The sequence below is a fragment of the Streptomyces sp. NBC_00370 genome, from assembly GCF_036084755.1.
Classification (GTDB): Bacteria; Actinomycetota; Actinomycetes; order Streptomycetales; family Streptomycetaceae; genus Streptomyces.
Genome location: NZ_CP107968.1, coordinates 6,371,736 through 6,395,207, shown reverse-complemented (window position 1 = coordinate 6,395,207; position 23,472 = coordinate 6,371,736). Strand labels below are relative to the sequence as shown.

The 23,472-nt window shown below is 69.2% G+C and carries 14 protein-coding genes; 2 read left to right on the top strand and 12 right to left on the bottom strand.

Going from position 1 to position 23,472, the window contains the following annotated elements; genetic code table 11:
* Nucleotide 1 precedes the first annotated feature (1 nt).
* The gene (locus OHS57_RS28570) at nt 2–1,366 is read right to left on the bottom strand and encodes a M16 family metallopeptidase (RefSeq protein WP_198533373.1); all 1,365 of its coding nucleotides are present in this window, start codon (nt 1,364–1,366) and stop codon (nt 2–4) included.
* Nucleotides 1,367–1,555: 189 nt separating this feature from the next.
* Here OHS57_RS28570 and OHS57_RS28565 point away from each other — a divergent pair, with 189 nt between their 5' ends.
* Nucleotides 1,556–4,006 (top strand): DNA gyrase/topoisomerase IV subunit A, encoded by a 2,451-nt coding sequence (locus tag OHS57_RS28565; RefSeq protein WP_328583735.1) that lies wholly within the window; start codon nt 1,556–1,558, stop codon nt 4,004–4,006.
* Between the two features lie 6 nt (nt 4,007–4,012).
* On the opposite strand, the gene OHS57_RS28560 is transcribed toward OHS57_RS28565, so the two are convergent.
* The gene (locus tag OHS57_RS28560; protein WP_041983393.1) at nt 4,013–5,089 is read right to left on the bottom strand and encodes a CobW family GTP-binding protein; all 1,077 of its coding nucleotides are present in this window, start codon (nt 5,087–5,089) and stop codon (nt 4,013–4,015) included.
* 26 nt (nt 5,090–5,115) lie between these two features.
* The gene (locus tag OHS57_RS28555) at nt 5,116–6,282 is read right to left on the bottom strand and encodes a citrate synthase/methylcitrate synthase (RefSeq protein ID WP_328583734.1); all 1,167 of its coding nucleotides are present in this window, start codon (nt 6,280–6,282) and stop codon (nt 5,116–5,118) included.
* A gap of 130 nt (nt 6,283–6,412) precedes the next feature.
* Here OHS57_RS28555 and OHS57_RS28550 point away from each other — a divergent pair, with 130 nt between their 5' ends.
* Complete coding sequence (locus tag OHS57_RS28550; RefSeq protein WP_328583733.1) at nt 6,413–7,675, top strand: citrate synthase; 1,263 nt, start codon at nt 6,413–6,415, stop codon at nt 7,673–7,675.
* A gap of 48 nt (nt 7,676–7,723) precedes the next feature.
* Here OHS57_RS28550 and OHS57_RS28545 read toward each other — a convergent pair whose 3' ends face one another.
* From OHS57_RS28545 to OHS57_RS28505, 9 genes are all read right to left on the bottom strand, one after another.
* Entirely contained in the window at nt 7,724–9,448 is a 1,725-nt protein-coding gene (locus OHS57_RS28545; protein WP_328583732.1) for a glycosyl hydrolase family 28-related protein, read from the bottom strand.
* A gap of 136 nt (nt 9,449–9,584) precedes the next feature.
* Nucleotides 9,585–11,189, bottom strand: coding sequence for a glycoside hydrolase family 13 protein (locus OHS57_RS28540; RefSeq protein WP_041983398.1), 1,605 nt, complete (start codon nt 11,187–11,189; stop codon nt 9,585–9,587).
* A gap of 292 nt (nt 11,190–11,481) precedes the next feature.
* Nucleotides 11,482–12,432 (bottom strand): carbohydrate ABC transporter permease, encoded by a 951-nt coding sequence (locus OHS57_RS28535; RefSeq protein WP_078863369.1) that lies wholly within the window; start codon nt 12,430–12,432, stop codon nt 11,482–11,484.
* A 15-nt stretch (nt 12,433–12,447) separates the two neighbouring features.
* A complete protein-coding gene (locus tag OHS57_RS28530) occupies nt 12,448–13,407 on the bottom strand; it encodes a carbohydrate ABC transporter permease (protein WP_041983400.1) in 960 nt (319 codons plus the stop codon).
* Between the two features lie 7 nt (nt 13,408–13,414).
* Nucleotides 13,415–14,764: an ABC transporter substrate-binding protein gene (locus tag OHS57_RS28525; RefSeq protein ID WP_041983401.1), complete on the bottom strand. Its 1,350-nt coding sequence runs from the start codon at nt 14,762–14,764 to the stop codon at nt 13,415–13,417.
* A gap of 736 nt (nt 14,765–15,500) precedes the next feature.
* Nucleotides 15,501–16,541 (bottom strand): LacI family DNA-binding transcriptional regulator, encoded by a 1,041-nt coding sequence (locus OHS57_RS28520; RefSeq protein WP_041983404.1) that lies wholly within the window; start codon nt 16,539–16,541, stop codon nt 15,501–15,503.
* Nucleotides 16,542–16,663: 122 nt separating this feature from the next.
* Complete coding sequence (locus OHS57_RS28515; RefSeq protein ID WP_443042985.1) at nt 16,664–20,959, bottom strand: discoidin domain-containing protein; 4,296 nt, start codon at nt 20,957–20,959, stop codon at nt 16,664–16,666.
* A 415-nt stretch (nt 20,960–21,374) separates the two neighbouring features.
* A complete protein-coding gene (locus tag OHS57_RS28510; protein WP_041983407.1) occupies nt 21,375–22,967 on the bottom strand; it encodes a solute symporter family protein in 1,593 nt (530 codons plus the stop codon).
* Nucleotides 22,964–23,440 (bottom strand): DUF485 domain-containing protein, encoded by a 477-nt coding sequence (locus OHS57_RS28505; RefSeq protein WP_041983408.1) that lies wholly within the window; start codon nt 23,438–23,440, stop codon nt 22,964–22,966. The genes OHS57_RS28510 and OHS57_RS28505 overlap by 4 nt, the downstream gene beginning before the upstream one ends.
* Nucleotides 23,441–23,472 lie beyond the last annotated feature (32 nt).

Below are 23,472 nucleotides of genomic sequence, written 5' to 3'. Positions count from 1 at the left end.
GTCACTTGTCCGCCCCTTCGTGCTCGGTCTCTTCGGTGGCCGCTTCGTCAGCAGGCTCTTCGGCGGCGAGCGGTTCGTACACCAGGACCGCCCTGTTGTCGGGGCGCAGTCGCGCGGCGGCGACGGCCTTCACCTCGGCTGCCGTGATGTCCAGGACCCGGGTCACCGCGGTCAGGGCCAGCTGCGGGTCGCCGAACAGCACGGCGTACCTGCACAGTTCGTCGGCGCGGCCGGCGACCGTACCGAGCCGGTCCAGCCACTCGCGCTCCAGCTGCGCCTGCGCGCGCTCCATCTCCTCGTCGGTCGGGCCCTCCTCGGCGAGGCGGGCCAGCTCCTCGTCGACGGCGGACTCGATCTGCGGGATCTCCACGCCGCCCGACGTCTTGACGTCCAGCCAGCCGAGCGAGGGCGCGCCTGCGAGACGCAGCAGGCCGAAGCCCGCCGCCACGGCCGTACGGTCCCTGCGGACCAGGCGGTTGTGCAGCCGGGACGACTCGCCGCCGCCGAGGACGGTGAGCGCCAGGTCGGCGGCGTCGCACTCGCGCGTGCCGTCCTGCGGCAGCCGGTAGGCGGCCATCAGCGCACGGGCCGGCACCTCTTCCTGGATCTCCTCGCGCAGCTGCTCGCCGATGATGTCGGGGAGCGTGCCGTCACGCGGCGGCTTCTTGCCGTCGTGCGAGGGGATCGAGCCGAAGTACTTCTCGACCCAGGCCAGCGTCTGCGCCGGGTCGATGTCGCCGACGACCGACAGCACCGCGTTGTTGGGCGCGTAGTTCGTACGGAAGAACGCGCGGGCGTCGTCGAGCGTCGCCGCGTCCAGGTCGGCCATCGAGCCGATCGGGGTGTGGTGGTACGGGTGGCCCTCGGGGTAGGAGAGCGCGGTCAGCCGCTCGAAAGCCGTGCCGTACGGCACGTTGTCGTACCGCTGGCGGCGTTCGTTCTTGACGACGTCGCGCTGGTTCTCCATCGACTCGTCGTCGAGCGCGGTGAGCAGCGAGCCCATCCGGTCGGCCTCCAGCCAGAGCGCGAGCTCCAGCTGGTGCGTGGGCATGGTCTCGAAATAGTTGGTGCGCTCGAAGCTGGTGGTGCCGTTCAGCGAGCCGCCGGCGCCCTGGACCAGTTCGAAGTGGCCGTTACCCTTCACCTGTGCGGAGCCCTGGAACATCAGGTGCTCGAAGAGGTGGGCGAGTCCGGTACGGCCCTTGACCTCGTGTCGGGAGCCGACGTCGTACCAGAGGCAGACAGCGGCAACCGGGGTGAGGTGGTCCTCGGAGAGCACCACGCGCAGGCCGTTGGCCAGCCGGTGCTCCGTCGCTGTCAGGCCGCCGGAGCCGGCCTGCGCTGTGGCCGTGTGACCCATGGGCATGTACGTCCCTTCGATGGCGAGGTGGAGAACTGCTGCCACTGTATGCAAGCGTGCTGACAGCTGGCGAAGTTCCCGCGTAACGGGCCCGGGCGACGGGTCGGGGTCCGTGATGTCAGTGGCACGGTCCACAATGGTCCGCGTCAGTTCAAGAACAAGCCGTACAGGACCTGTGAAGGAGCCGCAGCAGCGATGGCCCGCCGCAGCACGAAGACCCCGCCGCCGGAGGACTTCGAGGAGAAGATCCTCGACATCGACGTGGTCGATGAAATGCAGGGCTCCTTCCTTGAGTACGCGTACTCGGTGATCTACTCCCGGGCCCTGCCCGACGCGCGTGACGGCATGAAGCCGGTGCACCGCCGCATCGTCTACCAGATGAACGAGATGGGGCTGCGCCCCGACCGCGGCTATGTGAAGTGCGCCCGTGTCGTCGGCGAGGTCATGGGCAAGCTGCATCCGCACGGGGACGCGTCGATCTACGACGCGCTCGTCCGGATGGCACAGCCGTTCTCGATGCGGCTGCCCCTGGTCGACGGGCACGGCAACTTCGGCTCGCTCGGCAACGACGACCCGCCGGCCGCCATGCGGTACACCGAGTGCCGGATGGCCGACGCGACGTCGCTGATGACGGAGTCGATCGACGAGGACACCGTCGATTTCGAGCCGAATTACGACGGCCAGGAGCGGGAGCCGATCACGCTCCCCGCCGCCTACCCGAACCTCCTGGTGAACGGGGCGACGGGGATCGCGGTCGGGATGGCGACGAACATGCCGCCGCACAACCTGGGCGAAGTGGTGGCCGCCGCCCGCCATCTGATCCGGCATCCTGCCGCCGACCTGGAAACGCTGATGCGTTTCATCCCCGGCCCCGACCTGCCCACCGGTGGCCGGATCGTCGGCCTCGGCGGGATCAAGGACGCGTACGCGAACGGCCGCGGCACGTTCAAGATCCGCGCGACGGTCGCGATCGAGGACGTCACGGCGCGCCGCAAGGGCCTGGTCGTCACGGAACTGCCGTTCACGGTCGGCCCGGAGAAGGTGATCGCCAAGATCAAGGATCTGGTCTCGGCCAAGAAGCTCCAGGGCATCGCCGACGTCAAGGACCTCACCGACCGCTCGCACGGGCTGCGTCTCGTCATCGAGGTCAAGAACGGCTTCGTCCCCGAGGCGGTGCTGGAGCAGCTGTACAAGCTGACGCCGATGGAGGAGTCCTTCGGCATCAACAACGTGGCCCTGGTGGACGGCCAGCCGCTGACGCTGGGTCTCAAGGAGCTCCTTGAGGTCTATCTGGACCACCGGTTCACCGTGGTGCGCCGGCGCAGCGAGTTCCGCAGGACGAAGCGGCGTGACCGGCTGCATCTGGTCGAGGGGCTGCTGGTCGCGCTCATCGACATCGACGAGGTCATCCGGCTCATCCGGTCGAGCGACAACTCGGCGCAGGCCAAGGAGCGGCTGATCGAGCGCTTCTCCCTGACCGACATCCAGACGCAGTACATCCTGGACACGCCGCTGCGCCGGCTCACCCGGTTCGACCGGATCGAGCTGGAGAGCGAGCGCGACCGGCTCAACGGCGAGATCGACGAGCTGACCGGGATCCTGGAGTCGGACAGCGAGCTGCGCAAGCTGGTCTCGGCCGAACTGGCCGTGGTGGCGAAGAAGTTCGGCACCCCGCGCCGTACGGTCCTGCTGGAGTCCGGCGCTTCGGTCGCCGCCGCCGTGCCGCTCGAAGTCGCCGACGACCCGTGCCGGGTGCTGCTGTCGTCCACGGGCCTGCTGGCCCGTACGGTCAACGGCGAGCCACTGGAGGGCGGTGACGGCAGGCGGGTCAAGCACGACGTGATCATCTCGGCCGTACCGGCGACGGCGCGCGGCGATGTCGGAGCCGTGACATCGGCGGGCCGGCTGCTGCGGATCTCGGTGATCGACCTGCCGCAGCTCCCGGACACGGCGTCGGCGCCGAACCTCTCGGGCGGGGCGCCGATCGCGGAGTTCCTGGCGCTGGAGGCCGACGAGGACCTGATCTGTCTGACCACGCTGGACGAGTCGTCCCCGGGGCTGGCGCTGGGCACCCGGCAGGGTGTCGTCAAGCGGGTCGTCCCCGACTACCCGGCCAACAAGGACGAGTTGGAGGTCATCTCCCTCAAGGAGGGGGACCGCGTGGTGGGCGGCGCCGAGCTGCGTACCGGCGAGGAGGACCTGGTCTTCATCACCTCGGACGCCCAGTTGCTGCGCTACCAATCGGCGCAGGTGCGTCCGCAGGGCCGCGCCGCCGGGGGTATGGCGGGCATCAAGCTGGCGGAGGGCGCGTCGGTGATCTCGTTCACCGCGGTGGATCCCGCGGCCGACGCGGTGGTCTTCACCGTCACGGGCTCCGAGGGCACGCTCGACGACTCGGTGCGTACGGCCAAGCTCACCCCGTTCGACCAGTACCCCCGCAAGGGCAGGGCGACCGGCGGGGTGCGCTGCCACCGGTTCCTCAAGGGCGAGGAGCTGCTGGTCCTCGCCTGGGCGGGCGCGAGCCCGGCCCGCGCGGCGAAGAAGAACGGCACACCGGTGGAGCTGCCGGAGCCGGACCCGCGCAGGGACGGCTCGGGCCAGCCGCTGGAGACGACGGTCGAGGTGCTGGCGGGCCCGGCGCACTGACCGGTTCTAGGGCGTCTCGGTGACGTCCCGTACGTAGCGCAGGACGCCCCACATGCCGTGTTCGTCGGCGGGGGCGTCCTGTGCGTCCTGTGGCGCCAGGTTCCGGCACGCCTCCAACTCCTTGAGCAGGGCGTCCCGGTCGATGCCCGCGCCGATCAGTACGAGCTGGGTGAGCCGCCGCTCGGCGGCTTGCCAGGGTTCCGGCGTGAAGCGCAGGAAGCGGCCGACGGCGTGCAGGGCGTAGCGGTGGTCCGGGTCGGCGGCGCCGAAGTCGGCGAATCCCTTGATGCGGTACAGCCCTTCGGGCCGCTCGTCGAGGAACGCCATCAGCCGGCGCGGGTCCAGCGGCTCGGCCGAGACGAACTCCACGCTGTCGTAGGCGGCGTGGAGGTGATCGTCGTGGCCCCCGTCGCCGGCGGCTGTGCCTTCCCCGGACTCCTCGGCCCGCAGGTCGTCGAAGGAGAGCTGCCCCACGGTCCGCGCGCCCGGCCTGCGGTCGAAGAGGACGTCGGGATCGACGCGCCCGTGCGACGCGGCGACGACCGGGGTGCCGGGGCTCAGTCCGGCGAGGACGCCGAGGATCCGCTCCCGCTCGGCCGGTTCCGTACGGTCGGTCTTGTTGAGCACGACGAGGTCGGCGACGGCGAGATGCCGGTCCGTCTCGGGGTGCCGCGCCCTGGTCGCCTCGAACTCGGCGGCGTCCACGACCTCGACCAGTCCCCCGTAGCCGACGCGCGGGTTCTCTCCGGCGAGGACCATGCGGACGAGTTCCTGCGGTTCGGCGAGCCCGCTGGCCTCCACGACGATGACGTCGATGGCCAGTTCGGGGCGGGCGAGCCGGTCGAGATAGCCGTCCAGCTCACTGGCGTCCACGGCGCAGCACAGGCATCCGTCGCCGAGGGAGACCATCGAGTCGACCTGCCCGGCAACGGTCAGGGCGTCGATCTCGATGGCCCCGAAGTCGTTGACGACGACCCCGATCCGGGTGCCCCGGCTCTGCGTCAGCAGATGGTTGAGGAGGGTCGTCTTCCCCGAGCCGAGGAATCCGGCGAGGATGACGACGGGGATGGCTTTCCTGGTCACGCCGCCTGATCGTAATGCCTTCCCGCTCAGCCGGCGGCGGGCACCGGCTGCGGCGGGGGCGGGCCCGTGTAGCGGGCCGCCGGGCGGATGATCTTGGTGTCGGCCGCCTGTTCGAGGACGTTGGCGCTCCACCCGACCACCCGGGCGGCGGCGAAGGTAGGGGTGAACATCTCGCGCGGCAGACCGCACAGCTCCATGACGACCCCGGCGTAGAACTCCACGTTGGTGTGCAGCTCCCGGCCCGGCTTGAGTTCGGCGAGTACGGCCTCGACGCCCGCCTCGACCTGCACGGCGAAGTCGACCCGTGGTCCGCCGAACTTCTCGGCGATCCCGCGCAGCATGCGCGAGCGCGGGTCCTCGGTGCGGTAGACGGCGTGGCCGAAGCCCATGATCCGGTCGCCCGCGAGCACCCGCTCCCTGATCCAGGGGTCGATGCGGTCGGGCGTCCCGATGGCGTCGAGCGTGTCCAGCGCGCGGCTCGGCGCCCCGCCGTGCAGCGGTCCGGAGAACGCGCCGATGCCGCCGACCAGAGCGGCCGCCAGGTCGGCGCCGGTCGAGGCGATCACCCGCGCGGCGAAGGTGGACGCGTTGAATCCGTGGTCGATCGTGGAGATCAGATACTGCTCGACCGCGCGCGCCCGCTCGGGCTCCGGTTCCGTGCCGGTCAGCATGTACAGATAGTTCGCCGCGTACGGCAGATCCTCGCGCGGCTCCACCGGTTCGAGGCCGTGGCCCAGCCGGTACAGCGCGGTGAGCAGCGTCGGGACGACGGCGCACACGGCGAGGGCGTCCTCGCGCCTGCGCTCCGGGTCTATGTCGTACAGCGGGCTCAGCCCCGCCGAAGCGCCGAAGAGCGAGAGCGCGGTGCGCAGCCCCGCGAGCGGTCCCGAGCGGGCGCAGAGGCGGGCGACCGCGGGCAGCACGTCCCGTACGTCGTCGGGGAGTCTGCGCAGCGCCGCCGTCCGGGCGGTGAAGGCCGCACGAGCGGCGCTGTCCGGCAGCTCCCCCTCGAACATCAGATGCCAGACGTCCTCGAAATCGCGGGTCTGTGCCAGTTCGACCGCGGAGTACTGGCGGTAGTGGTAGAAGCCCTCGCGGCCCCTGACGTCGCCGAGCGCGGTCTCGGTGACGACGACGCCCGCGAGTCCGCGCGGTACGTCGGGCACCGGGGTGTCGGTCCCGTTTGCCGGCATGGTGCGCCTCCCTGCTAGATCCCTGGCTGCGTGTGTTCCTGGCTGCTGCGTTCCTGACTTGATTCAACTGTCCATGCTTGATGAGATCACTGTCAACATTGATTGAATCAATATGTGTACGGTGGGGACCATGAGCGACGCCATCGACGACGAAACGGGCGAGAGCACGCGCGGGGAACGGCGGCTGACCACCCGCGAAGCGGCCGATCTGCTCGGCGTGAAGCCGGAGACGGTCTACGCGTACGTCAGCCGCGGCCAGCTCACCAGCCGTCGTGACCCCGGTGGCCGGGGCAGCACCTTCGACGCCGCGGAGGTGGACGCGCTCGTCCGCAGAGGGCGCAGGGAGTCCGCCACGGGCGGCGGCGATCCCGTCCCGCGGATCCGTACGGGCATCACGCTGATCGAGGGCGACCGCTACTACTACCGGGGTGTGGACGCGACGGAACTCGCCCGCGCGTTCCGCTACGAGGAGATCGCCGACTGGCTCTGGACGGGTTCGCTCGATCCCGGCGTACGGTTCACCGCGCCCGCCGAGGCGCTGGCAGCCGCCCGGCGCTCCGTCGCCGCGCTGCCCGCGCACAGCGGCTCGACGGACCGGCTGCGGGTGGCGGCCGTCGCCGCCGCTGTCGCCGACCCGCTGCGTTTCGACCTCTCCCCCGCTGCCGTGCTCGGCACGGCCCGCAGCCTCATCCCCACCCTGGTCGACGCGCTGCCCACGGTCGGCGGGCCCGCGCGCGGCGACGCGGGTGTCGCGGGCAGGTTGTGGCCCAAGCTGACCGAACGGGTCCCCGGCGAGGCGGGGTTGCGCACGCTGGACATGGCGCTCTCGCTGCTGATCGACCACGATCTGGCCGCCTCGACGCTGGCCGTACGGGTCGCGGCATCGGCGCGCGCCCATCCGTACGCGGTGGTCTCGGCCGGCCTCGGCGCCCTGGACGGGCCGCTGCACGGGGCCGCGAGCGGGCTCGCCCACCGGATGCTCACCGAAGTGCTGGAGCGGGGCAGCGCGGCGGCCGTCGTCGCCGACCATCTGCGGGCGGGCCGACGGGTGCCGGGGCTCGGCCACCGGATCTACCCGGGCCCCGATCCGCGCGCCGTGGCACTCTTCGCCGTCCTGCGCGAACTCCCGGGCGCCGAGCCCGTACTGACGGCGGCGCGCGAGGTGGAGGCGACCACGGCCCGGCATGTGCGGCTGCACGCCAACATCGATCTGGCACTGGCCGCGCTGTCCGTGATCACGGGCATGGCGGCCGACGCGGGCGAGACGGTGTTCGCCGTGGCCCGCACGGCGGGCTGGATCGCGCACGCGCTGGAGGAGTACGGCGAGCGGCCGCTGCGGATGCGCCCGGTCGGGCAGTACAGCGGCCCCCGCCCGCCCGGGCAACTGCCCTGAGCGGACGGGGGCCTTGGTCGTACCCGCTGAACTCGCAGCCTACGGCGGCTACTTCGCCTGCGGCCAGCTCCCGCAGTCGTCCCAGACGGTGTCGAGCCCGGAGTTGCCTCCGCCGTCGTTGAGCGTGAAGGTGCCGCTGCCCGTGGGGAACGGGCAGTTGTAGACGCCGGCGGCGCCGAGGCCAGACGCCTTGACGTTGCTGATCTTCGCCGAGCCTGGAGTCTCCGCCTGGACGGCGACCGTGCCCGCCCCGTCGATCGTCGCACCGTCGATCGTCACGTTCTGGACGGCCTTGCCCGTACCGCCGCCGGAGACGAACTCGAAGGCGCTGTACGGGCTGTCGGTGAAGGTCGTGTCGTTGATGTTGACGTTGGCGGCAATGGCGCTGTCGTACGCGTCGACCCGCAACGCGCCCATCGGATGGCCCCAGTTGGGGTTGATCGCGCCGGTGCGCACCAGGGTGTTGCCGGTGACCGTGATGGTGCCGGCCAGCGGGAAGAACGGGTCGGCGAACTTCTGGTTGGAGATCGCAATTCCGCTGCCCAGCGCGTTGGTGTCCTGGACGAGGTTGCCCTGCACGGTGATGTCCGTGCCGCCGTAGATCGCGATCCCGTTGGCCAGGTTCGGCTGCGAGATCGTGTTGTTGCTGAACGAGCTGCCCTCGTCGGCCGAGTTGAGCGACCACATGGCGAGCGAGTCGTCGCCCTGGTTGCGCAGGAAGTTGTCACGCACCTGCACGTTGTGGGCGCCTCCGTTGAGGTTGAGGCCGTCGGCCGTGGTGTCGAGGATGCGGTTGTTCTCCACGACGAGGTTGTCGTTGTTCCCCGTCAGCCACAGACCGACCTTGAGGTGCTGGATCCACATCCCGGAGACGGACGAGTCGGGGCCGAGCGAGCCGTTGACGAAGTTGTCGGGGCTGCTGTCGTTGCGCTCGGTGACCTCGCCGACGACGGCGAAGTCGTGGAGCCCCACCTTGCCCGCGCTGTTGCCCTGGTTGATGAAGCTGGAGCTGTGCACGACGGAGTACCAGCCGCCCGCGCCCCGGAGTTCGACGTTCTCCACGCCGCTGAGCGCGGAGGTCAGCTTGTAGTCGCCCGGCGGGATCCAGACGGTGCCGCCCTTGGCCGCGCCGATGGCGTCCCGGAACGCCTGCGTGGAATCACCGGCGCCACTCGGGTCGGCGCCCTTGTCGACCACGGACACCGCGCCCGCCGGGGCGGTGGCGGCCGCCGCGACCTGCTCGAAGTCCGCCACGTCGACGGTGGTCGGGACGCTCGCCTCGAACTTCACCTTGGCACCGGCCGGCAGGTCGGCGCCGAGCAGCGCGCGGGTGTTGTCGAACAGGTGGTGGGTCTTGGCGCCGACGATCCACGGGGTGTCGACGTAGGAGTACTTGGAGGTGACGGGCAGCGTCGTGGCGGTCTTCTGCCCGTCCACGTACACCGCGAGCGTGCCCGACTGGCCGTCGGGGACGCTGTACGAGAGGTTCACCGCGTTGGCGGCCTTCGGCAGCGTGAACTCCACGCTCTGCCCGGCGTTGAGCTGCACCGCCTGCCGGCCCGACGCCTCGGAGGCGAGGGTGCCCTGAGTGTGGTCCGGGCCGATCTTGGCGCCGTCCGTGGTGGCGCTCTCCGCCTCGACGGAGCTGAAGGGGAGACTCGCGCCCGCCGTCGCCGCGGCTGTCGCCGTGGGGGCGACGAGAGCGAGCCCGGTCGCCGCCACCGCCACAGCGGTGGAGACGGCAAGTGTCATGTGCCTGACATGTGCATTCATGTGGGGATCCTGCACCTTCCGGTGGGGGGAGGGATGTCGGGAGGCTGTGTCCTCCCACTCGCCGGTCCGTGGTGCCCGCCCGCCCGTGGGGGGCGGGACGGGCGCCACGGCCCGCGAGAAACTGTGCGGCGGCGGGTCAGACCCGCAGCCAGGCCGCGGTGTCCTGCGGCAGCCGTCCGTCGGCCAGCGGACCGCTGGTGATCAGGACGGCGCGGTGCGGCGGGAGTTCGGCGGGTTCGGCGGCGAAGTTCACGACACAGACCAGCCCTTCGGTCCGGGTGAACGCCATGACGCCGGGCGCGCTGTCCAGCCAGCTCAACGGCCCGTCGCCGAAACCGGGTTCGCTACGGCGCAGCCGCAGGGACTCCCGGTAGAGCGTGAGCATCGACGCCGGGTCGCCGGCCTGCAGATCGGCCGAGTAGTCAGGCCAGGACGGCGGCTGCGGCAGCCACGGCTCGGCGTCCGAGCCGAACCCCGCGTACGGCGCGTCGGCCGTCCACGGCAGCGGCACCCGGCAGCCGTCGCGGCCCGGGTCGACACCGCCGGAGCGCAGGTGCATCGGGTCCTGGATCCGGTCGATGGGGATCTCCACCTCGGGCAGGCCCAGTTCCTCGCCCTGGTAGAGGTAGACGGCGCCGGGGAGCGCCAGCGAGAGCAGCGCCGCCGCCCTGGCACGGCGGGTGCCGAGCGCCAGGTCGGTCGGGGTGCCGAAGGTCTTGGCCGCGAAGTCGAACCCGGTCTCCGCCCGGCCGTACCGGGTGACCGTACGGGTCACGTCGTGGTTGGCGAGCACCCAGGTCGCGGGGGCGCCGACCGGCGCGTGCTCGGCGAGTGTCTCGTCGATGGCCGTTCTGAGCAGGTCCGCGTCCCACGGACAGGTCAGGAAGTTGAAGTTGAACGCGGTGTGCAGCTCGTCCTGGCGCAGATAGCGTACGAAGCGCTCGGTGTCCGGCAGCCACACCTCGCCGACGAAGATGGCGTCGTACTCGTCGGCGATCGCCCGCCACGCGCGGTAGATGTCGTGCAGCTCGTCCAGGTCGATGTACGGGTGCGGGTCCTGGCCCGCCACGAAGTCCGGCAGCAGCGGGTCCTTGGTCAGCAGCGCCGCGGAGTCGATGCGTACCCCGGCCACCCCCCGGTCGAACCAGAAGCGCAGCACGTCCTCGTGTTCCTGGCGCACCGCGGGGTGGTCCCAGTTGAGGTCGGGCTGCTCGGGTGCGAAGAGGTGCAGGTACCACTCGCCGTCGGGGAGACGGGTCCAGGGGGTGCCGCCGAACTCGCCTACCCAGTCGTTCGGGGGGAGTTCGCCGTCGGCGCCGCGTCCTGTCCTGAAGTGGAACAGCGCGCGCTCGGGGCTGCCGGGCGCGGCGGCGAGCGCCGCCTTGAACCAGGCGTGCTGGTCGGAGACATGGTTCGGCACGACGTCGATGATCGTGCGGATACCGAGCTGACGCGCCTCGTCGATCAGCTTCTCCGCCTCGGCGAGGGTGCCGAACGCCGGGTCGATCGTGCGGTAGTCCGCGACGTCGTAACCGCCGTCGGCGAGCGGGGAGAGGTACCACGGGGTGAACCAGAGGGCGTCCACGCCCAGTTCCACGAGATACGGCAGCCTGGCCCGTACGCCGGCGAGATCGCCGGTTCCGTCTCCGTCACCGTCGGCGAAGCTGCGAACGTAGACCTGGTAGATGGCGGCATCACGCCACCAGTTCGTATCGGCGGGCGCCAGGGGGCTGCCTTCCATGGGACGTTCCTTTCGGGGCTTGTGCGGTGGCCCTCACGGCGGTGACGTCCGTGACGAGGCGAGGGTGGTTCGTGGGCTGCGCACCGCCGCCCCACAGCGGGGACAGAGATCGGTGGCGGCGGTGCGCAGGATGTTCGGCCGGGCCGGCGGACCGGCTCAGCCCGTGCTGGTGTGGCGCTCGTACACCAAAACCTCCATCAACGGCGAACCGAGGCAGGGGAGAGCTGACTCACGGTGCGGGGCCTTCGGTACGGAAGGTGACTGAGGGGGGTGGCTGGGGTGCGGGCCGGGATCAGCCCTTGGTACTGCCGGCACTGATGCCGGCGATGATGTGCCGCTGGAACACGAGGAACATCAGGACCATCGGCACGCTGGCGATGACCATGGCGCCGATCAGCACCGGCGTGGAGATGTTCTGGGAGAGCTGCACCAGGGCGACGCTGATGGGCTGTTTGTCGGTGTCGGAGAAGACCATCAACGGCCACAGGAAGTCCTGCCAGACGGCGACCAGGGCGAAGATCGAGACCACCCCGAGCACGGGTCTGGACATCGGCAGCAGGATCGACCAGAGCGTACGGAGCTGTCCCGCGCCGTCGATCTCGGCGGCCTCCAGGACGTCACGCGGGATCTGGTCGAAGAACCGCTTGAGCAGGTAGAGGTTGAAGGCGTTGGCGACGGCCGGCAGCCAGATGCCCAGCGGGTCGTTGAGCAGGCTGGTGTGGATCAGCGGCAGATCGGCGATCGTCAGGTACTTGGGGACGACCAGCGCCTGCGCCGGGACCATCAGGGTGGCCAGGATGCCGCCCAGGATGACCTTGCCGAAGGCCGGCTTCAGCTTGGACAGCGAGTAGGCCGCCGCCGTGCAGAAGACGATCTGCAGGATCCAGGCGCCCGCCGCCTGCACCACCGTGTTCCACAGGTGCGTGGGCAGGTCCATCAGGTCCCACGCGTCGGTGTATCCCTTGAAGTTGAGGGACTTGGGCAGCAGGGTCGGCGGTGTCTGCTGCAGTTCGCCCGCCGACTTCATGGCCCCCGAGACCATCCAGTACACGGGGAACAGGAAGGCCGCGGCGAAGACCAGGACGACGGCCGTGAAGATGATCCAGTAGATCGTCTTCCCGCGCGGGCTGGCGAGCGTGAGCGGGGAGACGAGGGTGCGGATGGCCGTACCGTCCGGCTTCTTGCCGGTGGCCTCGACGGGCGCGGGTGGTGCCTGCCGGGGAGGCGGCGCGATCTGGGTCATGGCGCTGCGCTCCTCTCAGTCGTCGGTGCGGGTGAACCGCAGGTAGAGGGCGGAGAAGATGCTGAGCAGCACGAGCAGCATCACGCTCAGGGCGCAGGCCCCGCCGAAGTTGTTGTAGAGGAAGGCGTACTTGTAGATCAGGTAGAGGATGGTGACCGTCGAACTCTCGGGCCCGCCTCCGGTGATCACGAAGGGTTCGGTGAACACCTGCATCGTGGCGATGATCTGCAGGAGCATCAGCATCAGGATGATGAAGCGGGTCTGCGGGATCGTCACGTGCCGTACGCGCTGGAAGATGCTGGCGCCGTCGAGTTCGGCCGCCTCGTACAGCTCCCCCGGGATCCCCTGGAGCGCCGCGAGGTAGATCAGGACCGTACCGCCCATGTTCGCCCAGGTGGCGACGATGACCAGGGAGATCAGCGCGGTGTCGGTGCCGTTCGACCAGTTCGACGTCGGCAGGTGCAGCGAGCTGAGCACCTCGTTGGCGAGGCCGGCTCCCGGATCGTAGAACCACTTCCAGAGCAGGGCGCTGACCACCGGCGGAATCATCACCGGCAGGTAGACGACCACCCGGAAGAAGGCCCTGGCGTGGCGCAGTTCGTTGAGCACCAGAGCCATCAGGAACGGTACGGCGAATCCGATGAGCAGGGCGATCAGGGTGAAGGTGAGGGTGTTGCGCCAGGCCGTACCGAACTCCGGGTCCTTGAAGACCGCGGTGAAGTTGTCGGTTCCCACCCACTCCGGAGCCGATCCGGGGGTGTACTTCTGGAACGCGATGATCACTGCGCGGATCGCCGGGTACCAGGAGAACAGCAGGAAGCAGAGCAGGCCGCCGATCAGGAAGCCGTAGGCGCGCACCTGATGGGAGAGCTTGCGGCGCAGGGGGCTGGTGGAGCCCCGACGGCCCGCCGGGCGATTCCCCTGCTGAGGGGGGATCGCGACGGCGGACCGCTGAGGAGCCTGGGCTGTTTTCATCGGTGCGTCAGCTCCGAGCCAGAATTCCGTCGATCTTGGTTCCCGCGTCCTTCAGCAGACTGTCGATGTTGGCGTCCTTCTTGGTGAGGACGGCCGAGACAGCGGCGTCGAGGACCGAGTAGATCTGCTGGGCGTTGGCCGGCTCCAGCTTCGGCGTCAGCGCCTGGCTGCCGTCGAGGAAGGCCTGGTAGTTCTCGACCGGGACGTTGGCGTACTGCTTCTTCAGCGCCAGGTCCTTGGCGTCCGTGGCACCGGTCCACAGCCGCGGCTCGGGCAGTCCGACCGGGGCCTTGTTGGCGGCGGCGCGCTTCCAGTTGTTCAGCCCCGAGCCGGGGGTGTTCGTCTGGAACTCCAGCCACTTCAGACCGGCCTTGATCTGCTCCGGCGTGTCCTTCTTGTTGAACATGTAGCCGTCACCGCCGGCCAGGGTGCCCTTGCCGCCGGGCATCGGGGCGAGGGCGAGGTCGTCGTAGTTGCCGCCCTTCTCCTTGACCAGGATCGGGATGTTGTCCGGCGCCGAGATGTACATGCCGAGCTTGCCCGAGCCCATCATCTGCTGGACGTCGTTGAGGATGAGCAGCTGCTTCGAGCCCATCGAGTTGTCGCCCCAGCGCATGTCCTTGAGGTTCTGCAGGACGGCCTTGCCCTCGGGGCTGTCGACGTTGGACTTCTTGCCGTCGGGGCTGACCACGTCACCACCCTGCGAGTACACCTCGGCGGTGAAGTGCCAGCCGCCCTGGTTCTGCGCGCTGTAGTCGGCGTATCCCACGGTGCCGTTGCCGAGAGCGGCGATCTTCTTGGCGGCTGCGCGGACCTCTTCCCAGGTGGCCGGGGGCTTGTTGGGGTCGAGTCCCGCCTGCGTGAAGAGCTTCTTGTTGTAGAGGAGGCCCATCGAGTAGTTGGTGCGCGGAACGCCGTAGACCTTGCCGTCGACGGTGTAGACGTCACGCAGCGACTGCTGGATGTCGCTGTAGCCCTTCATGTTCTTCACGTACGACGTGATGTCGGCTGCCTGGTTGATGTCGACGACGTGCTTGGCGTCGGTGAAGTACGTGTAGAACACGTTCTCCATCTGGCCGCCCGCGAGCTTCGCGTCGAAGGTCTTCGGGTCCTGGCAGGGGAAGGCGTCCGCGCCGACGATGTCGATCGTCGGGTTGGCCTTCTCGAAGGTCTTGATGTCGTCTTCGAAGCTCTTACGGTCGATCTTCGCGCTCTTGGGCGGCTCGCAGTTCACGCTGATCTTGGTCTTGCCACCCGCGGAGTTCTCGCTGTCCGAGCCGCATGCGGCCAGTCCAGTGAGGGCCAGCGCGGTGGCTATGGCGGCGGTACACGTACGGCGGAACCCGGGACTTCTCATCGGTGGGACCCCTCTTGGGCAGGAGCGTGGGAAACCCACAGCTGCTCGCTGTGTGGCGGCGCTCACTCAACCACTAACTACGGATGTCCGCAATATGTCGCTCCGATTTCGCAAATACTTGACAGTCACCTGCATGACCTGACCTGCCGCCGAGCCACACCCCCGCCGCCGAGCCTTACCGGCCAGACGGCACCTGCGGCGGCCACGGGCCGCGATGTCCGGCGTACTTTCCGTACGACAACTTCACCCCCGGGGTCGCACCTCCGGAGTGACGCACGATGATCGTGTCACCGAAACCGTCTGGCTTTTGCGCGCCGTTCGTGAAAAATTGCTGGGACACTCTCGGTCAGACGTCGCCGGCGGCGGAGAAGCGGCGGGGAGGGGGGAGCGTCGGCGGAGCGCGACGCGATGCCGGCCGGTCGTCATGGACGACGGCACGATCCGTCGGGCGTCATGTCAGCCGCGAGCGAGATCGCGTGGGCACTGCCGCGGGGCGCTCCGGTCGCCGTCGGCGGTCCAGCTCCTCAGAACGCCGGTTCCCGGGGGCGCGGGCAGCGGGCTCGTCCTGCCCGTCTGCTACCGCTCGGACTCAGCGCCCTCACCCCGCTGATCGCCTCCCGGCGGCTCGGCGGCATCCAGCGGCACCGGGGCGGTCAGCGGACGCTCATTGAACCGAACGCTCCGCTCAGAAGCCGTCTCCGTAATATTTCACGCGTGTTTCGAAAAAGTTCGACAGTTAGCCGCGCGCCGCTGCCTCGGCCCGAGCCGCCTGTCGCGGCGCCTGCGCCGTCGAGCTCCGCACGACCAGTTCCGGCTCGAACAGCAGCTCGCCGGGCGGCACCGCGCCGCCCTGGATCTGCGCGGTCAGCATCTCGACGGCGGCCCGGCCCATCGCCTCGATCGGCTGGCGCACCGTGGTCAGCGGGGGCTCCATGCAGTTCATGAACGCGGAGTCGTCGAAGCCCACGACCGACACGTCGCGCGGCACGTCGAGACCGCGCCTGCGGGCCGCCCGTACGGCCCCGAGGGCCACCGGGTCGCTGGCGCAGATGATGCCTGTCACGCCCCGGTCCAGCAGCCGTGAGGCGGCCGCCTGGCCGCCTTCGAGGGAGAACATGGACCGCTCGATGTACTCGTCGGGCAGCTTGGCCTTGGTCGCCTTGGCCGTCGCGATGGCGGCCGCCAGCTTGCGCCGGGACGGCACGTGGTCGGCCGGGCCGAGCACCAGCCCGATGCGCTCGTGGCCGAGCGAGGCGAGATGGCGCCAGGCCTGCTCGACGGCGACCGCGTCGTCGCAGGAGATGCAGGGGAAGTCGAGGTTCTCGATGGGGGCGTTGATCAGCACCACCGGGATCTTCCGCTCGGCGAGCTGGCGGTAGTGGTCGTGCGGGGCGTCGGCTTGGGCGAACAGACCGCCGGCGAAGACGACCCCGGAGACCTGCTGCTGGAGCAGCAGCTCGACGTAGTCGGCCTCGGAGACGCCGCCCTTGGTCTGCGTACAGAGCACAGGCGTGAGCCCCTGCTGGGCGAGCGCGCCGCCGATCACCTCGGCGAACGCGGGGAAGATGGGGTTCTGGAGCTCCGGCAGGACCAGCCCGACGAGCCGGGCACGCTCACCGCGCAGCTGTGTGGGCCGCTCGTAGCCGAGCACGTCGAGCGCGGTCAGCACGGACTGCCGTGTCGCCTGCGAGACCCCTGGTTTGCCGTTGAGCACCCGGCTGACCGTGGCCTCGCTGACTCCAACCTTTTTAGCCACCTGAGCAAGTCGTCGCGTCATACCTGCAAGACTATCGCAAAGAATGCAAGTTACTTGCTCTTCTGCGTAAAGGCCCCAACATGCGTTCAACGGGCACGGTGCCGGCCGGGGCGAACCCGGCCGGCACCCTCCCTCGCGGACCCTTACGGGTTGATGTTGATCTTCATCGTGGAGGTGGTGTTCTTGATGTCCTGGGCGTTGCCGCTCAGCTTGAGACCGTTGAACGTCACCTCACCGACGGCCGGACCCTGTCCCGCCTCCGGCATCTCGTTGGCCCAGAGTCCGAAGCCGGACTTCGCGTCGAAGGCGTCGCCGCTCTTCTTGGCGCCGGAGATCGAGATGTCCGTCAGGATCGTGTCCTTGATCGGGAACTGTGGCTGTCCTCCCACGTAGTTGGTCTGGAACATGATGCCGCTGTAGGTCGGATCGACGATGTCGACGTTGTTGATCCGGATCCCCTGGAAGATCTTCGAGGCCGAGAACAACCAGATGGCCGGGAAGGTCTGGGTGCCCCAGAAGTGGCCGCCGGTTCTCACCAGCGACATGTTCTCCAGGGTGGTGGGCTGGGTGCCGAAGCCGTTCATCGCGTAACCGAAGTCCAGCGAGCTGACCGTGACACCCGAGTAGACGAGCGTGTCCGCGACGTTGATGTTGCGGAAGGTGTTGTTGTAGCCGCCGTAGACGGCGATACCGGCCGCACGCCAGGTCGTGAGAGCCGTCAGGTTCTCGTAGACGTTGTTGTACATGTCGGCGCCGCCGGCGTCGATCGCCGAGAACAGCGCGAAGCTGTCGTCACCTGTGGACCGCGCCTCGTTGTTGACGACGTGGTTGTCGGTCGAGCCGTTGGTCATGTTGATGCCGTCGGCGAACGTGTCACGGATCCGGGAGTTGCTGATCGTGATGCGGTCGGCGTTGGCGCCCCAGTAGAGGCAGACCGTGTGCTCGTTCCAGATGTTGTCGATCGTGATGTCGGTGATGTTCGAGAAATCGAACACCTTGCCAGGACCGTCGATACGCGAGGTGTAGTTGCCGAAGTACGCGAAGTTCTTGAAGGACGAGCCCTTCGCCGCCGCCTCGGCCCGGAAGCCGACGTCGGTGTTCTCCTGCGTGTCCGGCGCGTGGAACCTGGTGTACCAGGGGCCCGCCCCGACGACCTGGACCGGCTTGCCGTAGACCTGGAACTTGCTGGAGGTCTGGTAGTCACCGGCCGGCAGGTAGACACCCACCAGCTTCCCTGTGGTGTCCATCCGGACCTTGTCCAGCGCGTTCTGCACGTCCTGCTGGGCGAATCCGGTCGGGGTCACATAGGTGGCCGGGTCCGGGTTGGCGATCTGCGCGACCTGCTCCGTGTTGATGAAGTCGATCGCGTACTTGGACGTGTTGGCCGTGTCCTTCTGCAGCCTGATCTTGCTGCCCGCCGGGACGGTCGTCCCGAGCATGACGTTCGCCTCGTCGTAGATGTGCCGCGGTCCGCCGGAGCCCGGGGAGTTGCCGGGGCCCGTCTCCGCGCCGTACAGCCACGCGTACTTCGACGTCAGGTCGATCGCCTTGAGGAAGGTGCCGTTGACGTAGATGTTCAGGCTGGCGTCGGTGCCGCCGCCACCCGCGGAGTCCGGGATGGAGAACCGCGTCACGAGCGTGTTGGTGCTGGCCCTGGTGGTGAACTCGACGTAGTTGCCGGTGTTGTTGAGGGTGACTGCCTTACGTCCGGACGCCTCACCCGCGAGGTCTCCGACGGTCCTGTTCGGGCCGACGACCTGTGCGCCGCCGCCGGCGACGCCGTCCTCGGCCTCGTACATGTCGTACGGCATGTCCGCGCCGCGGCCCACGAAGAACGACTGGGTCGAGGTGTTGTTGGTGCGCTTGACCGGCAGCTCGTTGGCGTCGTCGGCTATGACGACCTTGACGGTGTACGAGCCGTTGGCAGCCGTCCAGGTGCCGAGACCGACGGTCCCCGAGGTGGCGCCCGCGGCGATGGCCCCGTTGTAGGCGCCGGTCAGGGTCTTGACGGTGGCGCCCGACTCGTTGAGCAGGGTCAGGGTGATGGCGTGGCTGCCCGACGCGGAGGCCACGGTGCCCTGGTTCTTGATGGCGGCCGAGAAGGTGACGGTGTCACCGGCGGCCGGGGACGACGGGGTCGTGGCGACGCTCGCCGAGACCAGGTCCGAGCTGGAGACCGGCTTGACCACCAGCGAAGTGGAGCTGGTGAAGGTGTTGTTGGTCTCGTTCGACTCGATGACCGCGTTCGCCGGGTCGGCGACGGCGCTCAGTTCGTACGTACCGGCGTCACGTGCGCCGATGTTGGCCGTGACGGTGGCCGAGGCACCGGCCGCGAGAGCCGCCACGTTGGCCGTGCCGACCTTGGTGCCGCCGAGCCGCAGTTCGACCGTGCTGGCAGGGGCCGCGACGGCTCCGGCGTTGCGTACGGTCGCCGACAGGGTGACCGGGTCGGACTCGACCGGCGCGACCGGCGACGCGGAGAGCGCGGTGACCTGGAGGTCCGGGTTCGGGGCAGGGGTGCCCAGCACCTGGAACTCGGCCACCTGGCCCGCGCCGGAACCGGTGTTGGAGTTGATCTTCAACTGCACGTCGGCGACCCGGCCGCTGACCGGGATCGTCACCGAGTTCCCGGTGGCCGGGTTGAAGGTGTAGTTCTGCGCGGCCGACAGGCTGGTGAAGGTGGTGGAGTCCTGCTCACGGCCGAGCACCTGGATGTTCTGGGTGCGGGTGGACCAGGAGTTGTCGGGGTTGAGTTTGACGACCACGCTCTGTGTGTCGGCGTTCGAACCGAGCTTCACCGTGAGGGTGTTGGGGTAGCTGCCGCCCGCGCCCTCCCAGTAGGTGTCGAGCTTGTTGTCGACGGCGTTCTCGGCGACGAAGGTGAAGACCGACGAGGACGCGGTGACCGGCTTGCCGACGGCGAGGTTGGAGGCCGTTCCCGTACTGCCGTTCCTGGTCACGGTGTTGCTGTTGCCCGACACGTTGCCCGCGGCGTCCTTGGCCCGTACGTAGTACGAGACGGTGGTGCCGGCCGACTGGGTGTCCGTGTACGTCGTGACGTTGCCGGCGACCGTGCCGCGCAGCGCGTTGTTGGCGTAGACCTCGTAGCCGGTCACGCCCGTGTTGTCCGAGGACGCGCCCCAGTTGAGCTTGATCTGGCCGGAGGCGGGCTCGGTGAAGCTGAGGTTCGACGGCGTGGTGGGCGCCTGCGTGTCACCGGTGTCACCGGTGCGGGTGACGGTGTTGCTGTTGCCCGACACGTTGCCGGCCGCGTCCTTGGCCCGCACGTAGTACTGGATCGTCGAGCTGGTGGGCTGGGTGTCGGTGAAGGTCGTGACATTGCCCGCGACGCTGCTGCGCAGCTCGTTGTTGGCGTAGATGTCGTAACCGGTCACGGCGGTGTTGTCCGTCGAGGCGTTCCAGGTCAGCTTGATCTGACCGGTGACGGGCTGGGTGAAGGCGAGGCCGGTCGGCGCCGAGGGCGCGACGGTGTCACCGGTCGCGGGTCCGTACACCTCGAACTCGGAGAGCTGGGCCGCCGGCCATGCCGAGTTGGCCGTGAAGGTGGCGCGCACGTAGCGCGTGGTGGTCGAGTTGAAGGTGATGGTGACCGTGTTGCCGGAGGCCGGGTCGAACGTGTACGCCTTCGAGGCGGCCACGTCGCTGAAGGTGGACCCGTTGGCCGAGCCCTGGACCTTCAGGGTCTCGCTGCGGGACTCCCAGCCGTCGGGCAGCTTCAGTACGACGCTGTTGACGGCGACGGACGAGCCCAGGTCGGCCTGGATCCACTGCGGGAAGGCGTTGTTCTGGCTCTCCCAGTAGCTGGCCTTGTTGCCGTCGTTGGCCTTCGCCGCCGGATACACGTCGGTGAAGCTGCTCGCGGTGAGCGTCTTGCCGAGGGCGAGGTTGTCCGAGGCCGCAGCGGCGGCCGCGGTGTGCACTTCCAGCTCGGACAACTGGGCCTTGGCACCAGCTGTGTTGTCGGTGATGTCCGCCCGCACGTAACGCGCCTTGGTGGCGGGGAAGGACACGGTCACCTGGTTGCCCGCGCCGGGGCTGAAGGTGTATTTCGCGGACGACTTCAGCGTCTCGAAGCTGCTGCCGTCGGCGCTGCCCTGGATCGACAGGGTCTGCTTGCGGGTCGCCCAGTCGGCGGGGACCTTGAGCACCACCTGGTCGACGCGCTTGCTGGACCCGAGGTCGGTCTGCACCCACTGGGAGGCGCCCTTGCCGGTGCCTTCCCAGAACGTGGACTGGTTCCCGTCAGTCACGTTCCTCGCTGCGGCCTTGCTCGCCGCCGCGCTTGCCGCTGCGGCCCGACCCGCTGCGGCGTTGGGCCCGTCGGCCGCCATGGCTGCGGCGGCCGGCCAGCCGATCATCAAAAGACTGGTGGTGGTGACGGCGGAGACTACCCGCCATCTCCAGCGTAGCGATCTCAATGGATCCCCGATCTTCGGCCTCGGCGCGGGGGGCGGCGAGGGCGCGGCTCTGGCTGCTGGCATGCCGGGGGTGGCATGCGTTTCTGCACTAATGAACGGAGTCTTTTGCGTATTGCGGTCAGAGAGTTGCAGAGAAATGCGAGTCCGTCTACTGCTCGGACAGAACGAAATCGTCCGGAGCACGTCAGGCGCTTGTCCGCATACCCCCACACCAGCCGGTTTCTGGCCGATCGTCAGGGAACGTAAGCGGCCCGCAAATGATGCAAACTATTTGCGGGACGATGAAAGTTTCCGAAAGCCGTCGCCTCGCGACCCGGTCCGGGCGCACAGAAGCCGGCCGAGTCGCCGCAGGGCAGGGCGGCGACTCGGCCGGCTTCTGGGTGTCCGGCAGGGGTTCGGCAGATACGCAGGCGGCTTACACGGCCCCGGCACCTGTCAGCGAACGGACCTCGGTCTCGGCGTGCTTGGCCTGGTCCGGCGGCTCGGTCGAGGTGACCGTACCGATCCAGCCGACCAGGAAGCCGAGCGGGATGGAGATCAGCCCCGGGTTCTGGAGCGGGAAGACGTGGAAGTCCACACCGGGGATCAGCGACTCGGGCGTGCCCGACATGACGGGCGAGAGCACCACGAGCAGCAGGGCCGGAATCAGCCCCCCGTACACGGACCAGACCGCGCCCCGGGTGGTGAAGTTCCGCCAGAACAGGGAGTACAGCAGCACCGGCAGGTTGGCGGACGCGGCCACGGCGAAGGCGAGGCCGACCAGGAAGGCCACGTTCAGATCCTGGGCCAGCAGGCTGAGCGCGATGGCGACGGCGCCGATCCCGGCGGCGGCGACCCGGGCCACGGCGACCTCGCTGCGCGCCTTCGCGCCACGGCGGCGCAGCGACGCGTACAGGTCGTGGGCGACCGAGGCGGACGAGGCGAGCGTGATACCCGCGACGACGGCGAGGATCGTGGCGAAGGCGACCGCGGCGACGACGGCGAACAGCACCGTGCCGCCCGTCGAGCCCGCGCCGCCGCCCAGGTCGAGCGCGAGCAGCGGAACGGCCGTGTTCCCGGCCGGATTCGACGCCCGTACCTGGGCCGAGCCGACGATCGCTGCGGCGCCGAAGCCGAGCACGATCGTCATCAGGTAGAAGCTGCCGATGAGTCCGATGGACCAGACGACGGACCGGCGGGCGGCGCGCGCGGTCGGCACGGTGTAGAAGCGGGACAGGATGTGCGGCAGCCCCGCCGTGCCGAGCACGAGCGCGAGCCCGAGGCTGATGAAGTCCGTCCGCGCCGTCCAGTCGCCGCCGTACTTGAGGCCGGGCGAGAGGAACTCCCTGCCGTGACCGCTGTGCGCGACAGCGGTGTTGAGCAGGGAGTTCACATTGCCGTGGAACCGGACGAGGACCAGCACGGTCAGCCCGATCGCACCCGCCATCAGCAGCACGGCCTTGACGATCTGGATCCAGGTGGTGGCGCGCATGCCGCCCAGCGTCACGTAGATGACCATCAGCGCACCCACCCCGATCACGGTCCAGGTGCGCGCCGCCGCGCCCGTACCGCCGAGCAGCAGGGCGACCAGCGATCCGGCGCCGACCATCTGCGCGACCAGGTAGAGCACGGAGACGGTGACCGACGACGCGCCGGCGGCGATCCGCACCGGGCGCTCGCTCATCCGCGAGGCGACGACGTCGGCCAGGGTGAACCGGCCGACGTTACGGACCAGTTCGGCGACGAGGAAGAGCACCACGAGCCAGGCGACCAGGAAGCCGACCGAGTACAGCATGCCGTCGTAGCCGAAGAGGGCGATCAGCCCGGAGATGCCGAGGAAGGAGGCCGCCGACATGTAGTCACCCGCGATGGCGAACCCGTTCTCCATCGGCGAGAACAGCCGGCCGCCCGCGTAGAACTCCTCGGCCGAGCCGTGTCTGTTGCGGCTCACCCAGGTGGTGATGCCCAACGTGACGGCGATGAAGGCGCTGAACAGCACCAGGGCCAGGTACTGGTGTTCACCGTTCACCGTTCGGTCCCCCGCGTCATCTCCTGTGTCTCCCAGCGCAGATCGAGCGCCGCACGGTCCCGGCGCAGCCGCGCGTGCCTGGCGTACGCCCAGGTCAGCAGGAAGGTCGAGAGGAACTGGCCGAGTCCGGCCACCATCGCCACGTTCACCGCTCCCGCCACCGGCCGCGCCATCAGCTCCGGCGCGACGGTGGCCGCCACGACGTACGCGAGGTACCAGACGAAGAAGGCCAGCGAAGCGGGGACGACGAACCGCCGGTAGCGCCCGCGCACTTCCTGGAAGGCGGCGCTGCGCTGCACTTCGAGATAGATGTCGGCGGCGCTGTGGCCGCGCGTGGGCGGCCCGCCCTGCGCGGGCACGGTGGGGGCCGCGGGCTGTTCTGCCCTGTCCAGCTCACCCCAGCCGTCTGCCAGCGCGTCGTACCACGGGTCGTCGAGCCGCACTGCGGCCTCGCGCCCTTCCTGCTTCTCCACCGGTGAACTCTCCTTGTCAGCAGACCGTTTCG

What these genes read in the sequence shown, in the direction of transcription:
- OHS57_RS28540 (WP_041983398.1), bottom strand. Translation starts at nt 11,189, where the DNA reads ATGGAAGGCAGCCCCCTGGCGCCCGCCGATACGAACTGGTGGCGTGAT.
- OHS57_RS28570 (WP_198533373.1), bottom strand. Translation starts at nt 1,366, where the DNA reads ATGCCCATGGGTCACACGGCCACAGCGCAGGCCGGCTCCGGCGGCCTG.
- OHS57_RS28545 (WP_328583732.1), bottom strand. Translation starts at nt 9,448, where the DNA reads ATGAATGCACATGTCAGGCACATGACACTTGCCGTCTCCACCGCTGTG.
- OHS57_RS28520 (WP_041983404.1), bottom strand. Translation starts at nt 16,541, where the DNA reads ATGACGCGACGACTTGCTCAGGTGGCTAAAAAGGTTGGAGTCAGCGAG.
- OHS57_RS28530 (WP_041983400.1), bottom strand. Translation starts at nt 13,407, where the DNA reads ATGAAAACAGCCCAGGCTCCTCAGCGGTCCGCCGTCGCGATCCCCCCT.
- OHS57_RS28535 (WP_078863369.1), bottom strand. Translation starts at nt 12,432, where the DNA reads ATGACCCAGATCGCGCCGCCTCCCCGGCAGGCACCACCCGCGCCCGTC.
- OHS57_RS28525 (WP_041983401.1), bottom strand. Translation starts at nt 14,764, where the DNA reads ATGAGAAGTCCCGGGTTCCGCCGTACGTGTACCGCCGCCATAGCCACC.
- OHS57_RS28555 (WP_328583734.1), bottom strand. Translation starts at nt 6,282, where the DNA reads ATGCCGGCAAACGGGACCGACACCCCGGTGCCCGACGTACCGCGCGGA.
- OHS57_RS28565 (WP_328583735.1), top strand. Translation starts at nt 1,556, where the DNA reads ATGGCCCGCCGCAGCACGAAGACCCCGCCGCCGGAGGACTTCGAGGAG.
- OHS57_RS28550 (WP_328583733.1), top strand. Translation starts at nt 6,413, where the DNA reads ATGAGCGACGCCATCGACGACGAAACGGGCGAGAGCACGCGCGGGGAA.